The 14,116-nt window shown below is 62.8% G+C and carries 14 protein-coding genes; 7 read left to right on the forward strand and 7 right to left on the reverse strand.

Annotated elements, in window-relative coordinates; translation table 11 throughout:
- Window positions 1-5 precede the first annotated feature (5 nt).
- On the reverse strand, window positions 6-731 hold the full coding sequence (locus DWB85_RS04130) for a hypothetical protein (RefSeq protein WP_133300561.1): 726 nt from the start codon (window positions 729-731) through the stop codon (window positions 6-8).
- A gap of 188 nt (window positions 732-919) precedes the next feature.
- On the opposite strand from DWB85_RS04130, the gene DWB85_RS04135 reads away from it, so the two are divergent.
- On the forward strand, window positions 920-1,837 hold the full coding sequence (locus DWB85_RS04135; RefSeq protein ID WP_117952931.1) for an aminotransferase class IV: 918 nt from the start codon (window positions 920-922) through the stop codon (window positions 1,835-1,837).
- A complete protein-coding gene (locus DWB85_RS04140; protein ID WP_239017210.1) occupies window positions 1,837-2,565 on the forward strand; it encodes a sulfotransferase-like domain-containing protein in 729 nt (242 codons plus the stop codon). Before DWB85_RS04135 ends, DWB85_RS04140 begins: the two co-directional genes overlap by 1 nt.
- Before the next feature lie 18 nt (window positions 2,566-2,583).
- On the opposite strand, the gene DWB85_RS04145 is transcribed toward DWB85_RS04140, so the two are convergent.
- Together DWB85_RS04145 and putA are read right to left on the reverse strand one after the other, a co-directional pair.
- On the reverse strand, window positions 2,584-3,708 hold the full coding sequence (locus DWB85_RS04145) for an NAD(P)H-dependent flavin oxidoreductase (protein ID WP_117952932.1): 1,125 nt from the start codon (window positions 3,706-3,708) through the stop codon (window positions 2,584-2,586).
- Window positions 3,709-3,824: 116 nt separating this feature from the next.
- Window positions 3,825-6,959 (reverse strand): bifunctional proline dehydrogenase/L-glutamate gamma-semialdehyde dehydrogenase PutA, encoded by a 3,135-nt coding sequence (gene putA / locus DWB85_RS04150; protein WP_117952933.1) that lies wholly within the window; start codon window positions 6,957-6,959, stop codon window positions 3,825-3,827.
- A 122-nt stretch (window positions 6,960-7,081) separates the two neighbouring features.
- Between putA and DWB85_RS04155 the strand changes: the two genes are divergently transcribed.
- Complete coding sequence (locus DWB85_RS04155; RefSeq protein ID WP_117952934.1) at window positions 7,082-7,567, forward strand: Lrp/AsnC ligand binding domain-containing protein; 486 nt, start codon at window positions 7,082-7,084, stop codon at window positions 7,565-7,567.
- Window positions 7,568-7,577: 10 nt separating this feature from the next.
- Here DWB85_RS04155 and DWB85_RS04160 read toward each other — a convergent pair whose 3' ends face one another.
- Window positions 7,578-8,513 carry a fatty acid desaturase family protein gene (locus tag DWB85_RS04160; RefSeq protein ID WP_117953039.1) on the reverse strand — a complete coding sequence of 312 codons (936 nt, stop codon included), beginning with the start codon at window positions 8,511-8,513 and terminating at the stop codon, window positions 7,578-7,580.
- Between the two features lie 101 nt (window positions 8,514-8,614).
- Between DWB85_RS04160 and DWB85_RS04165 the strand changes: the two genes are divergently transcribed.
- Window positions 8,615-9,409 carry a PaaX gene (locus DWB85_RS04165; protein WP_117952935.1) on the forward strand — a complete coding sequence of 265 codons (795 nt, stop codon included), beginning with the start codon at window positions 8,615-8,617 and terminating at the stop codon, window positions 9,407-9,409.
- Between the two features lie 231 nt (window positions 9,410-9,640).
- Here the strand turns inward: DWB85_RS04165 and DWB85_RS04175 are convergent, their stop codons facing one another.
- The 3 genes from DWB85_RS04175 to DWB85_RS04185 all read right to left on the reverse strand — a co-directional run bounded on the left by DWB85_RS04175 (window position 9,641) and on the right by DWB85_RS04185 (window position 11,342).
- Window positions 9,641-10,153: a GNAT family N-acetyltransferase gene (locus DWB85_RS04175; protein WP_205422657.1), complete on the reverse strand. Its 513-nt coding sequence runs from the start codon at window positions 10,151-10,153 to the stop codon at window positions 9,641-9,643.
- 4 nt (window positions 10,154-10,157) lie between these two features.
- Complete coding sequence (locus DWB85_RS04180; RefSeq protein WP_162845998.1) at window positions 10,158-10,805, reverse strand: sulfotransferase family protein; 648 nt, start codon at window positions 10,803-10,805, stop codon at window positions 10,158-10,160.
- A gap of 66 nt (window positions 10,806-10,871) precedes the next feature.
- On the reverse strand, window positions 10,872-11,342 hold the full coding sequence (locus tag DWB85_RS04185; RefSeq protein WP_117952938.1) for an Lrp/AsnC family transcriptional regulator: 471 nt from the start codon (window positions 11,340-11,342) through the stop codon (window positions 10,872-10,874).
- 142 nt (window positions 11,343-11,484) lie between these two features.
- Between DWB85_RS04185 and hppD the strand changes: the two genes are divergently transcribed.
- From hppD to DWB85_RS04200, 3 genes are read left to right on the forward strand one after another with little or no spacing between them, the layout of a single operon-like run.
- Window positions 11,485-12,570, forward strand: coding sequence for a 4-hydroxyphenylpyruvate dioxygenase (hppD, locus tag DWB85_RS04190; RefSeq protein ID WP_117952939.1), 1,086 nt, complete (start codon window positions 11,485-11,487; stop codon window positions 12,568-12,570).
- A gap of 12 nt (window positions 12,571-12,582) precedes the next feature.
- Complete coding sequence (locus DWB85_RS04195) at window positions 12,583-13,128, forward strand: VOC family protein (protein WP_117952940.1); 546 nt, start codon at window positions 12,583-12,585, stop codon at window positions 13,126-13,128.
- Window positions 13,125-14,114, forward strand: coding sequence for a fumarylacetoacetate hydrolase family protein (locus DWB85_RS04200; protein ID WP_117952941.1), 990 nt, complete (start codon window positions 13,125-13,127; stop codon window positions 14,112-14,114). The genes DWB85_RS04195 and DWB85_RS04200 overlap by 4 nt, the downstream gene beginning before the upstream one ends.
- The last annotated feature ends 2 nt before the right edge of the window (window positions 14,115-14,116 follow it).

Genomic DNA, 14,116 nt, shown 5'->3' on the forward strand with positions numbered 1-14,116 from the left:
TGGACTCAGCTGGCCAGCACCCTGGCCAGCGTGTCCTCCTCGATACCTGCCAGATTGCGGTACAAAATACCGAAGGCAATCACCAGCGCTGGCACCGCCCAGATCAGCGGGATACCGAGGAGCAGCGTCGACAGCATAATCACAACCGCCGCAATCACATCGAAAGCCAGCACCCTGAACCAGCAGTGGCCGATAATCTTGCGCGATGCCTCCAGGGCCTGCCAGGGGCCCAGCTTCTTGTCGACCATCAGCGGCAGTGCTATCTGGTAGCTCACCGCCAGGTAAATCCCCGGCAGGACCAGCAGCAGTAAACCGACAAAGATGAGGATATTCATCAGTACCGCGGTCAGGAATATCTTCAGGGTTTTGTCATACCAGGCAAACAGGCTCTTGGGGTTGGGCCTGTGCCCCATGGCCACTGCGGTGGCCAGGAAGCCTAGCCCCACCGCCATCGGCATCAGTACCAGGGCCGATACAATATTGCCGATCAGTTCAATCAATGACGGCGGCTGCACCGTACCCGGATCCACCGGTGACGTATTCAATATGCCGAAGAACATACCGATCAGGAAAGCCAGGCCGATATAGAACAGCATGGCCATCCAGATCACGCCCTTGTTGCCATCGACCCGGCCCCAGGCTTCCGCCAGCCAACTCCCCAGGTTCAGTTGATAATCACCCGCCAGCCCCCGCTCCAGGGAACCAGCGGAACTGTCTCTGCTTGCATCCATTTCCACCACAACGACTCCTTGCCAACATGCATTAAGCCGCAATATAGCAGCAAAGCAATGCCGTACCTAGCCCGCCACAACGGATTGGCCATAACCGCCAATCTGATGCAAACTAGCGCCCGATTGATTCCCCATCGACCACGGCGCAGCCCCGGCAGCGGCGCCACAGCACAGGACACCTCGACGCCATGGGCAGCACTCATACCTACCAGCAGGATCCGCGCAACGCGGACATCCAGATCAATATAAACGGCGAGCTGTTTCACCGCGACAAGGCGGTGATCTCGGTGTTCGACTCCGGTTTTATTCTCGGCGACGGCATCTGGGAGGGCCTGCGGCTGCACAACGGCGTTATCCCCTTCCTGGACAAGCACATGAAGCGGCTCTGGGAGGGCGCCAAGGCGCTGGACCTGGACATGGGCCTGAGCAGGGAGGCGCTGATGCAGCGCCTGTACGACACCCTGGACGCCAATGACATGGAAGACCACGTACACATCCGGCTGATGGTCAGCCGCGGCATCAAGGCGACCCCCTACCAGGACCCGGCGGTCACCATCTCCGGTCCCACCATCGTCATTATCCCCGAATACAAGAACCCGGACCCGAGCCTGAATGACCGGGGCGTCAGGCTGTACACGGTGTACGTGCGCCGCGGGTACGCCGATGTGCAGGACCCGCGGATAAACAGCCACTCCAAGCTGAACTGCATCTTCGGCTGCATCCAGGCCGCCAAGGCCGGCGCCGATGAGGCCCTGATGCTGGACCCCCACGGCCACGTGGCGACCTGTAACTCCACCCACTTCTTCATCGTCCGCGACGGCGAGGTATGGACCTCTTCCGGCGATTACTGCCTGGACGGCATCACCCGTCGCAACGTCATCAACCTGTGCAAGGCCAACGGCATCCCGGTATACGAAAAGAACTTCTCGGTGATGCAGGCCTACGGCGCCGATGAAGCTTTTGTCACCGGCACCTTCGCCGGCCTTACCCCGGTATTCGATATCGACGGCCGGACCATCGGCGAAGGCAGGCGCGGGCCCATGGTCGACCGCCTGCAGGCACTGTACCTGGAGATGATCCACAACGAGTGCCAGGGAGGCCGCTGATGACCCTGCGTATAGCCATGTGGTCCGGCCCGCGCAACATCTCCACCGCGCTGATGCGCAGCTGGGAGAACCGCCCGGACTGCTCGGTGGTAGACGAACCCTTCTACGCCGCCTACCTGGCCGATACCGGTCTTGACCATCCCTGCCGGGAGCAGATCCTGCTCACCCAGAGCACCGATTACGGCAAGGTGATCGAGGAGCTGACCAGGACGCCGGTCGCCACGGCACTGCAGTACCAGAAACAAATGACCCACCACATCCCCCGCGGCATGGCCATGGACTGGTGTGCCGACTTCAAGCACTGTTTCCTGATTCGCGATCCCGCCCAGGTCATTGCCTCCTACGTGCAGAAAATGCCCGACGTCAACGAGGACGCCATCGGCATTCGCCGGCAGGCCGAACTGTTCGAGCAGATTGCCGGCCTCAGCGGCGACGTACCGCTGGTGATCGATTCCAACGATGTGCTGAAAAACCCGGAAAAAGTCCTCGGCGAATTGTGCCAGCGGCTGGGGATAGAGTTTTACCGGGAAGCGATGCTGCACTGGCCCACCGGGCGCCGTGACTCGGACGGCATCTGGGCCAGTCACTGGTACCACAACGTGGAGCAGTCAACCGGCTTCGGCACCTATACCCAGGGCGAACCCGAACTGGACGCCAGCCAGCGCGAACTGGCGCAACGGATGATGCCCTGCTACGAGCAACTGGCGGCGCAGCGTATCCTGCCCTGAGTCCTGCGCCCCCGATCGCTATTCGCCGCTGGAAATTGCGTTAAGGTGCTCCAGCGCGTCCGCGTATTCCTGTAGCAGGCTGTACATGATATCGCGGCAGGACTGTTCCTCGTTCATCTGGCCGACCACCTGTCCCACGGGGTTGAACGCCACTTTCTGGCAGTCGCCCACCCCGGCGTAACGATGGGTGCGGCGCACGGCGTCGAAGGTGAGATAGCCCTGCAGGGGCATGGGTAAAGGATCCGGGGTGTCCTCGCGCTCCCAGGCCTCGGTCCACTCGTTCTTGAGCATGCGCGCGGTCTTGCCGGTGAACGAGCGCGAACGCACCGTGTCCTCGGACGTCGCCGCCTTGTAGGACTCGCGCTGGGCCGGTTCCGCCTGGGCCTCGTTGGAGATCAGCCAGCGCGAACCCAGCCACACGCCCTGGGCGCCCATCGCCATGGCGGCCAGCATCTGGCGGCCATTGGCAATGCCACCGGCGGCCAGCACCGGCAGCGGCGCCACCGCGTCGATCATCTGCGGCCACAGGACCATCGAGGAAACCTCACCGGCATGGCCACCGCCCTCACCCCCCTGGCACACCACGAAATCGAGACCGGCATCCCGGTGATTGATTCCGTGCTTGAGGCGCCCCGCCAGGGCGCCAATCAGGCGACCGGAATCATGCACCTGCTTGATCACGTCCGCCGGCGGTGTCCCCAGGGCGTTGACGATCATCCGGCACCTGGGACGGGTCAGGGCCTCATCCACCAGCGCCTGGGCTTGCACCGCGGAAAAGCTGAGGGTGACATCGTCGTCAGCGTCGGGCCACTCGGGCACCCCCGCATCGGCAAGCAGCTTGTCGGCGAACTTGCGGTGCTGCTCCGGAATCGCCGCCTGCAACATGGCGACCAGCTCCTCGGCAGAGGTCTTTTCCATACCCTCGTATTTCTGTGGAATAGCGGTGTCGACGCCATAAATGTGCTCGCCTATGTGGGCGTCGATCCAGTCCAGTTCTTCTTTTAGCTGCGCCGGGGAAAACCCCACCGCCCCCAGGACCCCGATGCCGCCGGCCTTCGACACGGCGACCACCACGTCGCGACAATGGGTGAAGGCAAATATCGGCGCCTCTACGCCGAGCTGTTTACAGAATTCGGTTTGCATGGATATCCCCCACTGGTTAGGCAATAGCCCTAGCGTGGAGGATTCAGGCCCATAGATACATGACGGAAAAGGCCGAAAGGCATGACTGGATTTGCCTGCCCCGGCCGGCTACCGGCTTATTCCTGCAAGCTGAACAGCTGGGTATTGCCCCCCTTGGCGACCACATTGTCGGTGCGGGTTTTCTCATTGACGAAACGCAGCAGGTAGTGGGGACCGCCGGCCTTGGGGCCGGTGCCGGAAAGGCCCTGGCCACCGAAGGGGTTGACCCCGACCACCGCGCCGACCATGTTGCGGTTGATGTAGGTATTGCCGACCCGGGTGGCCCTGAACACGTCCCGGGCAAAGCCGTCGATGCGGCTGTGTACGCCCAGGGTGAGCCCGTATCCGGAGGCATTGATGTCTGCCAGAACCCTGGGCAGGTCGGCGACCTTGTAGCGGATAAGGTGCAACACCGGCCCGAATACTTCCCGCTCCAGTTGCGACAGGGATTCGATTTCATAGACCTGGGGCGCCACGAAGTATCCCGCCCGGTGGCTGTCGTCCAGGGCGCAGGCCGCCAGCGCCTTGCCTTCCCGCTTCATTCGCTGTTCATGGCGCTCCAGCATCTGCCGCGCATCCAGGTCTATCACCGGGCCGATATCGGTGCTCAGGGCGGCGGGATTGCCAATCTTCAGTTCCGCCATGGCGCCGCGCAGCATCGCGATTACGTTATCGGCGATATCCTCCTGCAGGTACAGCACCCGCAGGGCGCTGCAGCGCTGGCCGGCACTCTGGAAGGCGGAGGTAATCACGTCGTCCACCACCTGTTCCGGCAGTGCCGTGGCGTCCACCAGCATCACGTTGAGGCCACCGGTCTCGGCGATCAGCGGCACAATGGGGCCGTCGCGCTCGGCCAGCTGGCGATTGATCAGTTTCGCGGTATCGGTGCCGCCGGTGAAGGCCACCCCGGCGATACGCTGATCGGCCAGTAGCGCGCCTCCCACCGCGGCACCGTCGCCCGGCAGCAGGTGCAGCACATCGCCGGGCACGCCGGCGGTATGCAGTAGACCCACGGCCCGCGCGGCAATCAGCGGGGTTTGCTCCGCCGGTTTGGCAATGACACTGTTACCCGCGGCCAGGGCGGCAGTCACCTGGCCGACAAAAATAGCCAGCGGGAAGTTCCAGGGGCTGATACACAGGAACACGCCGCGCCCGTGCAGGCTCAGTTCATTGACCTCACCGGTAGGCCCGGGCAGGGGCTCGGGCCGGCCCATATGCGCCCTGGCCTGCTGGGCGTAGTAGCGGCAGAAATCAACCGCCTCGCGCACTTCCGACAGGGCGTCGTCTATGCTCCTGCCCGCTTCCGCCGCGATCAGGCCGATCAGGGACTCACACTGCTCCTCCATCAAGTTGGCGGCCCGCTCCAGGCACTCTGCCCGGGCCTGCGCTCCGCGCGCATCCCAGCCCGGCTGGGCGGCAGCGGCCAGCTCCAGGGCCCGATTGATGCTCTGTGTACCGGCTTCCACCACCTCGCCGACCTCGATACTGTGATCCGCCGGATTCACTACCGGACGCGCCTCCCCGGGCAGCATCTGGCCGCCCACGATCGGCCCGGCGCGGTGCCGGGTAGCCGCGGTGTCCGCCACGGTTTTCAGCAAGGGTGCCACCTCCAGGGGATCGGCCAGGTCGATGCCGGCGGCATTGGCCCAGGGGTATTGCTCATCCCGGTACAGCTCCCTGGGCACGGGAATCCGGCTGTGGCGGGCCAGCGGGTAGGAGCGGGTCTCCTCCACCGGGTCCTGCAGCAGTTCTTCCGGCGGCACCTTGGCGTCCAGGAAGCGGTTGACAAAGGAACTGTTGGCACCATTTTCCAGCAGCCGGCGCACCAGGTAGGGCAGCAGGTCGCGGTGATTGCCCACCGGCGCGTACACTCTCACCGCCACCTCGGGGCGGCTGTCCAGCACCTCGTCGTAGAGCAGGTGTCCCATGCCGTGCAGGCGCTGGAACTCGAAGCGATCGCCGTTCTCCCCCAGTTCGAGAATGAGGGCCACGGTATGGGCGTTGTGGGTGGCGAACTGGGAATAAATCTCATCCGGCGCCGCCAGCAAGATGGCCGCGCAGGCCTGGTAGGAAACATCCGTGTGACACTTGCGGGTAAATACCGGATAGTCGGGCATGCCCTGCTCCTGGGCGTGCTTGATCTCGCCGTCCCAGTAGGCCCCTTTCACCAGCCGCACCATGAAGCGCCGGTCACAGTTACGGGCCAGTTCTATCAGCCAGCGGGCCACGTGGGTGGCGCGCTTCTGGTAGGCCTGGAGGACAAAGCCGAGGCCATCCCATCCCGCCAGCTCCGGGTCCCGGGCCAGGGCTTCGAAAATATCCAGGGATATATCCAGCCGGTCGCATTCCTCGGCATCGATACTCAGGCCGATGCGACCCTGCTTCGCCATCAGCGCCAGCTCGCGCACCCGCGGCAAGACCTCGTTCATCACCCGCTGCTTCTGGCGGAACTCGTAGCGCGGGTGCAGGGCCGACAGCTTGACGGAGATACCGTTGGCCTGGACCACGCTGGCACCGGAACTGGTGGCGATAATCCGGCGAATCGCCTCGGCATAGGCCTCAAAGTAGCGGCGGGCATCATCGGCGGTGCGGGCGCCCTCGCCCAGCATGTCGAAGGAAAAGCGGGTACCCGGGCGATTGCCGCTGCTGCCCTTGGCAATCGCTTCCTCGATGTTGCGCCCCAGCACGTACTGGCCGCCCATGATGCGCATGGCCTGCAATACGGCCCGGCGAACCACCGGCTCGCCCAGTGAACTGACCAGCTTTTTCATCCAGGAGTTGGTCTCGCGGGTGATCTCGTCGTCCAGGGTCACCACCCTGCCGGTGAGCATCAGTCCCCAGACAGAGGCGTTGACAAAGCGCGACCCGGACTTGCCCTTGTGTGAGGCCCAGTCGCCCGACAGGATTTTCTCCGCGATCAGCCGGTCTGCGGTCTCCTCGTCGGGGACCCGCAACAGGGACTCCGCCAGGCACATCAGGGCAATGCCCTCTTTATTGGACAGCCCGAATTCCTGCAGGAAAGCATCCAGGGTGCCGGCCTTGTCACTCTTGCCCCGGCACCGCTCCACCAGTTCGATGGCGCGCTGGCGTACGGTCTCACTGGCCTGCGGTGCCAGCGTCGCCGCCGTCAGCAACTCCCCGACCAGGGCGGGCTCGTCGGCGTAGGTGGCCTGGCGGATGGCGGTTCTCAATTGCGTTAGGGTGTCCTGCACGGCATATCTCCCGTCGAATGAATCGCTCTATTGTCCATATTTATTACGATATTTGACGCGTATTTTGCAAATAAAACAGCGTATTATCCTGTTGTAAGCCCACAGACAGCACGATATGTCGTATGAGCAGGAGCAAGCCCCTGGATCGCACTGACCGCCTCATCCTGCAAGTGTTGCAGCGAGATGGCCGGATTTCCAATGTGGACCTGGCAAAAAAGGTAGCACTTAGTCCGACACCCTGCCTGGAGCGGGTAAAACGGCTGGAGAAGGCCGGCTATATCAGGGGCTATGTGGCCCTGCTGGACGCGGCCAAACTGAACGCCAGCACCCAGGCGTTTATCCAGGTTTCGCTGGCGAACACCAGCACCAGCGCCCTGCGGGAATTCAACCAGCGCATGCGCAAACTGGAGGAGGTGGTGAGCTGCCACATGGTGGCGGGCGGTTTCGACTACCTGCTACAGATTCGCTGCGCCGACATGCGGGACTACCAGCGTTTCCTCGGCGAAAAGCTGGCGGCCATCCCGCTGATCGGCCAGACCCACACCTATGTGGTGATCGAGGAAGTAAAGGCCGACACGGCCGTCAGCCTGGATTACATCGACCCCTGACCGTACAGCGTCAGGTAGCCGCCGGGGCGCGATTGAACTCGGGCACCGCGCGCCGGATCACCTCCAGGTAGCCACTGGCCAGGGCGTCCTCGTGACCGCGGTAGAAACCGCGCTGCAACAGCAGCTGGTGCAGGTCCCGCAATTTGTGCACCGGCACGCTGGCCAGCAGGTGATGCTCCAGGTGGTAATTGACCCGGTTGGGACACAGGATCAGGCGCTCCAGCGGATTGGCGTAAGTCGTACGGGTACTGCGCCGCGGATCGGGATCGTAGAGATCCGGCACGTTGCCGTGCTCGGCCACCTGGCGAATGCGCGCCACCAGCGGGTAGGTGGTGAGATAGGCTACCACCCACAGCAGGTAGTACCAGCCATAGCCCATGGCCAGCAGTACCCCGAACAACAGCCCATTGACCAGCAGCCCGCGCCGTTCCGAGCCGGTTTTCTCCCCGTCCCTGAGCATCAGGTTGCGGCCCTCGCCGCCAAACAGCATCCGCAGCAGCGACATGCCGGTCTGGCCGCTGAGGTCGCGCCTGATCTTGCGCAGGAAACTGGCCCTGCTGACCGGATAGGCCTGGTAGTTGGGCAGGTCCGGATCCTGGTCGGTGCCCGCGTAGCGATGGTGAACCCGGTGGGAGGCGCCATAGGCCTTGACGTCTCCCAATACCGGGTAGGCGCACAACCACTGCCCGACCACGTCGTTGAGGCGATTGCTGCGGAACAGGGTCTTATGACCCGCCTCATGCATCAGGACAGCCAGGCCCAGCTGCCGGCCACCGAGGACCAGCACCGCGAGCACCACGGTGACGGGATTGGTCCAGGTGATGACCACGGCAAACACCGCTGTGATCAGCAGCCAGTTGCTGGCAACCAGCCACCAGCCCATCAGGTCACTGCGCGCGGTAAACTGCTGTATTTCGTCCTTGCTCAGGTAGTCGCTTGCTTTCACGGTCGCCTCGTCGGGGGGCACTCACGCTGTTTTTATAACACTGAGGTACATTTTTGTCCATCGTGTGTTATATTTCTATCGCATAACAACGGCATATCGCTATGACCCAAACCACAGCCCCCTCCGCCAAGCGCCTGATCCTCTCCATGCTCGCTGCACCCAGCCTGAGCCGGGTAGAAATCGGCACGCTGGTCACCTGGGGCGCGCTGTTCGGTATCGACAGCCCCACCATCCGGGTGACCGCCAGCCGCCTGCTGCGCCAGGGCCTGCTCGCCTCGCCCGCCCGCGGGGTCTATCAGATTGGCCCCCGGGGAAAACTCCTCTCCGAGACTGCCCGTGCCTGGGTAACGGCTGAGCAGCGGGTGCGCGAGTGGTCCGGAGACTGGCTGCTGGTGCACAGTGCGCACCTGGGCCGCAGCAACAAATCCGCCCTGCGCGCCAGGGAGCGTGCCTTTCGCCTCTGTGGGTTTCGCCCCTGGGCGCCCGGACTGGACTGCCGCCCGGCGAATCTTGTTGAGCCCGCAGGCGACACCAGGGAGCGGCTGCTGCAACTGGGCCTGGACAGCGACGCGATTGTGATCGTGGCCAGCGCCCTTCCGGGTACCCGCACGCAGGAGTTATTCCGGTTGTGGCCAGTGAAGCCGTTGCAGCAGGCGTACGCTAAACACATCCGGGCGATGGAGCGCAGCCTCAAACGGCTGCCGGGTTTGCCGCTGGCCGCTGCCGCCCGTGAGACCGTCCAGGTGGGTGAGGCCGTCATCCGCCAGATCAGCAACGACCCGATGTTGCCGCGAGAACTGATTGATACCGCCCGCCGACAGCAGATGATCGAGTTGATGATTGACTACGACCGGGTCGGCCGCCGGATCTGGGAGCAATTCAACGCGCAGAGCTGACAGCGAGCTCGCCGGGTATACTCGGGTTTTCACCGGCGCCCCAGCAGCGAATAAGAGCACAACCATGGAAGACTACCAGCCCGTTCCCCTGCCCGACCGCGACAAACTCAGCGAGGCACAAATGCAGCAGCAGGCCGACGCGTAATACCATTTCATCAAGCGTCGGCACTCGGTGCGCCATTTCAGTGACAAAGCTGTACCGCGGTCGGTGATCGAAAGCTGTATTCGCGCTTATTCAGAGGTGCCCCAGGTAAAATCACCATCGAGGATAAGGCCGGACCATATGTCCTCGCCGTCAATAACCGCCCCGGTCGCTTCCATCCCGAGTCGAGCTGCCACCCGTTGGCTGTAGCGGTGATCGGGGTGAATGCGGGCAGAGACATGCCTGATACCGTTTTCTTGCAGCCAGGCTCCCAGCAGCCGGACCGCCTCGCGGGCAAAACCCCGTCCCTGCCAGGGGCTACCAATCAGCCAGGCCACACTCGCCTCTCCCCCGGCAACGGTGGCCTGCACATAGCCGATAGCCTCGTTGGAATCATTCAGCTGGACAATCCAGGTAAGCCAGCGTTCGCTGCCATCGGGTGATTGCCGACTTTCAAGCGCGGTAAACCAGCGCTCCACCTCGCCTACCGTTTCCGGAGGCGCGCCACCGGTAAACCGGTACAGCGCAGGGTCGGACAGGACCTCGTACATCGACAACGCATGTGATCGCTCGACCAGCCGCAGGGTCAGCCCCGGTTGCACGCAGCTATCCCTTGTACCCCAGGGCCGCCTGGAAACCTTTGTCCATGATGGTGGCGATAATGCCCTGAACGGCCTCGGTATCGTTGATATGCGGAAACGCCCCTCCGGGAGCGGGCAGCCCCAGAAAGTCACACAGGGGCTCCCAACCATCCGCCACCTCGAATACCAGCAGGCGCTCCGGTGAGATGGTTGCCCTGACCTCGGCCACGTGCTCGTCAAAACGTCGCACCAGGTAATCGTGATCGTGCATGCGGCCATCAAAGTAATTATTTATGGTGGCTGTGGTAAAGGCACCCGCCTCGCTTCCGGGCAGGAATTCGATCCACTCTTTGCCGAATATGGTGTCCTGTACGGAGGTAAACCATTTCTCCGGGTCACGGACGGTCAGTACAACTTTGGCGTCCGGGTAGTGGGCCGCCAGGGCGGCATAGCTGGTGCAGGTGGGAAAATCGACCGTGGCGGTAAAACCGTCGAAGATCGCATCCCAGTCCGGTCTGCCACTGCCCACCTGCTCCCAGTGCCGCCAGTGCTCCGGCCCCTTGGGAAAGCATTCAACCATGTGGTAACAGGGGTAGCCCAGCTGTTCCAGGGCGAACTTCAATGACATCGTCCCGGTTCGCCCGAAACCTGCCCCGATAATGTCGAGCGCCATTCATTTCTCCTCAAAAACTTCCGGATACAGAGAGAGTGTAGACGATGCGGACCAGCGCCGTGCGTGTCATTCAACGCGCGGCACCGGCAGGGCACCATGTTCCTTCACCGCCAGCAGGCTGAAATTGGATTCTATATTGCTGACGCCGGGAAACTTGAGAATCCGCTGCATGGCTAATTCGGAGAAGTGCTCCATGCTGCGGGCTACCACTTTCAACAGGTAGTCGTGGGAACCGCTGAGGGCGTGACACTCGACAATGTGCTCTTCCGCTTCCACCTGGGCCAGGAAAGCCCGCTGTTTTTTGTCGTCGCGCTTGTCCAGGGTCACCTGCACAAAGGCTGTGACCTGCAGCCCCAGTTCACGCTGGTTGAGCCGGGCGCTGTAGCCGGTGATGACACCCGCCTCCTCCAGGGCCCGCACCCGGCGAAAACAGGGTGACTCCGACAGCCCCACCTGATCCGCCAACTCGACATTGGATACGCGCCCGTTGTTTTGCAGCACCTGGAGAATTTCGCGCTCGGCCCTGTCCAGTCTCATGGTGCATTCCTGCTTATATTTATATTTTATAGGTGGGTTCCTGCTAACTTATAGCATATTTTGGGGTAATTAGAAGAATAATTGCCCTGGTGTGGACCTATCATCTGAGTACTACTGACTCGTATAACTGAGGCATAAAACGATGGCAGACCTGTTTGAGAACCCCATGGGCCTGAACGGCTTTGAATTCGTCGAATACGCCGCCACCGAGCGCGGCCTGCTGGAACCGGTATTCGAGACGCTGGGCTTTACCCACGTCGCCCGCCACCGCTCCAAGGACGTCGACCTGTGGCGCCAGGGTGAGATCAACTTCATCATCAACTACGAGAAGCACTCGCCGGCCTACTACTATTGCGAGGAGCACGGTCCCTCCGCCTGCGGCATGGCGTTCCGGGTCAGGGATGCCAAGCAGGCCTACCAGCGGGCTCTGGACCTGGGTGCCCAGCCCATCGATATCCCGGTGGGGCCCATGGAACTGAAGCTGCCGGCTATTCGCGGCATCGGCGGCGCCATTCTCTACCTGATCGACCGCTACGAGGACGGTGCCTCCATTTACGATATCGACTTCGAGTACCTGGATGGCGTCGAGCGCCATCCCGCCGGCTGTGGCTTCCAGCTGATCGACCACCTGACCCACAACGTTTACCGTGGGCGCATGGATTACTGGGCCAACTACTACGAGAAACTGTTCAATTTCCGCGAGATCCGCTACTTTGATATCAAGGGTGAATACACCGGCCTGCGCTCCCGGGCGATGACCGCGCCCGACGGCAAGATCCGCATTCCCCTCAATGAGGAAGGAGGCCAGGGTGGCGGTCAGATCGAGGAATACCTGCTGCAGTACAACGGCGAAGGCATCCAGCACATCGCCTTTTCCTGCGACGACCTGCCCGCCTGCCTGGACCGGCTGAAACAGCTCGGCATGCGTTTTATGACCCCGCCCCCGGATACCTACTACGAGATGCTGGAGGAGCGCCTGCCAGGCCACGGCGAGCCTGTGGAGGAGCTCAAGTCCCGGGGCATACTGCTGGACGGCAGCACCGACGATGGCGAGCCCCGGCTGCTGTTGCAGATATTTTCCGAAACCCTCATCGGGCCGATATTCTTCGAATTCATCCAGCGCAAGCACGACGAGGGCTTCGGCGAAGGCAACTTCCAGGCCCTGTTTGAATCCATCGAGCGGGATCAACTGGCCCGCGGCGCCCTCGATTCCGATTCAGCGGCCTGAGAGAATCCTGCCATGCACATAAAACGTATTCACCATGTGGCCTATCGTTGCCGCGACGCCCGGGAAACGGTGGAATTCTACCAGCGGGTACTGGGCATGGATTTCCAGCTGGCGATCGCCGAGGACAAGGTGCCGTCAACCGGTGCGCCGGACCCCTACATGCACGTATTCCTCGATGCCGGCATGGGCAATGTACTGGCCTTCTTCGAGCTGCCCAACTCCCCGGACATGGGCTTCGACAACAACACCCCGGACTGGGTGCAGCACATCGCCTTTGAACTGGAGGACATGGACGCCCTGCTGGCCGCCCGGGCGGCGGTGGAGGCAGAGGGCCTGGAGGTAACAGGCCCCACCAACCACGGGATTTTCCACTCCATTTACTTCCGCGACCCCAATGGCCACCGGCTGGAACTGGTCGCCAATACCCGCAGCGCGGAGGAAATGGCCGAGCTGCACCGGGTGGCACCGGCCATGCTGGACGAATGGAGCCGCACCAGACAAGCCCCCAGGCACGCCGCCTGGTTACACGAGAAGCAGTTTGAAGGAGACAAGCAATGAAGCTCGCCAGTCTTAAATCAGGCCGTGACGGACAGCTGGTTGTGGTGTCCAGGGATCTGCGCGAGGCAGTCGCCGCCACCGGTATCGCGCCCACCCTGCAGGCGGCCCTGGACGACTGGGAGGCCAGCGCAGCGGCGCTGCAGGCCCTTTACCAGGACCTGTGCGCCGGCAAGGCGGGCAACAGCTTTGCCTTTGACCCGGCCCGCTGTGCCGCGCCCCTGCCCCGGGCCTACCACTGGGCCGACGGCAGCGCCTATGTCACCCACGTGGAACTGGTGCGCAAGGCCCGCGGCGCCGAATTGCCGGAATCCTTCTGGACCGACCCACTGATTTACATGGGCGCCTCGGATGCCTTTATCGGCCCCTGCGATGACGTCGAGGTGGAGAGTGAGGACTGGGGCATCGATTTCGAGGCCGAGGTGGTTGTCATCACCGACGATGTGCCCGCCGGCACCAGCGCCGGGCAGGCCCGCGAACACATCAAGCTGCTGGGCCTGGTCAACGACGTGTCCCTGCGCAACCTGATCCCCGGGGAGCTGGGCAAGCAGTTCGGTTTTTACCAGTCCAAGCCCTGGACCAGTTTCACCCCGGTGCTGGTGACTCCCGACGAACTCGGCAGTGCCTGGGACGGCGCCAGGCTCAGCCTGCCCCTGCGCGCCAGCCTCAACGGTAAGCTGGTCGGCGCCCCCAACGCCGGGGTCGACATGACCTTCGACTTCCCCACCCTGATCGCCCACTGCGCCAAATCCAGGTCGCTGATGGCGGGCACGGTGATCGGTTCCGGCACCGTATCCAACGTCGGCAGCAAGGATGGTTCCTGCTGCCTGGCGGAAGTGCGCTGCCTGGAGACCATCGAGCACGGCGCCCCCAGCACGCCTTTCATGTCTTTCGGCGACCGGGTCGAGATCGAGATGCTGGACGCCAGCGGCAAATCGATTTTTGGCAAGATCGACCAGCTGGTAACACAGTATCATCCGCCGCGCTGAGG

The sequence above is a fragment of the Seongchinamella sediminis genome (assembly GCF_003457605.1).
GTDB classification, from domain to species: Bacteria; Pseudomonadota; Gammaproteobacteria; order Pseudomonadales; family Halieaceae; genus Halioglobus; species Halioglobus sediminis.

Coding starts and splice junctions, on each gene's coding strand:
- DWB85_RS04195 (WP_117952940.1), top strand. CDS start 12,583: ATGCACATAAAACGTATTCACCATGTGGCCTATCGTTGCCGCGACGCC.
- DWB85_RS04145 (WP_117952932.1), bottom strand. CDS start 3,708: ATGCAAACCGAATTCTGTAAACAGCTCGGCGTAGAGGCGCCGATATTT.
- DWB85_RS04200 (WP_117952941.1), top strand. CDS start 13,125: ATGAAGCTCGCCAGTCTTAAATCAGGCCGTGACGGACAGCTGGTTGTG.
- DWB85_RS04165 (WP_117952935.1), top strand. CDS start 8,615: ATGACCCAAACCACAGCCCCCTCCGCCAAGCGCCTGATCCTCTCCATG.
- DWB85_RS04130 (WP_133300561.1), bottom strand. CDS start 731: ATGGATGCAAGCAGAGACAGTTCCGCTGGTTCCCTGGAGCGGGGGCTG.
- DWB85_RS04140 (WP_239017210.1), top strand. CDS start 1,837: ATGACCCTGCGTATAGCCATGTGGTCCGGCCCGCGCAACATCTCCACC.
- DWB85_RS04185 (WP_117952938.1), bottom strand. CDS start 11,342: ATGAGACTGGACAGGGCCGAGCGCGAAATTCTCCAGGTGCTGCAAAAC.
- DWB85_RS04180 (WP_162845998.1), bottom strand. CDS start 10,805: ATGGCGCTCGACATTATCGGGGCAGGTTTCGGGCGAACCGGGACGATG.
- hppD (WP_117952939.1), top strand. CDS start 11,485: ATGGCAGACCTGTTTGAGAACCCCATGGGCCTGAACGGCTTTGAATTC.
- DWB85_RS04135 (WP_117952931.1), top strand. CDS start 920: ATGGGCAGCACTCATACCTACCAGCAGGATCCGCGCAACGCGGACATC.
- DWB85_RS04155 (WP_117952934.1), top strand. CDS start 7,082: ATGAGCAGGAGCAAGCCCCTGGATCGCACTGACCGCCTCATCCTGCAA.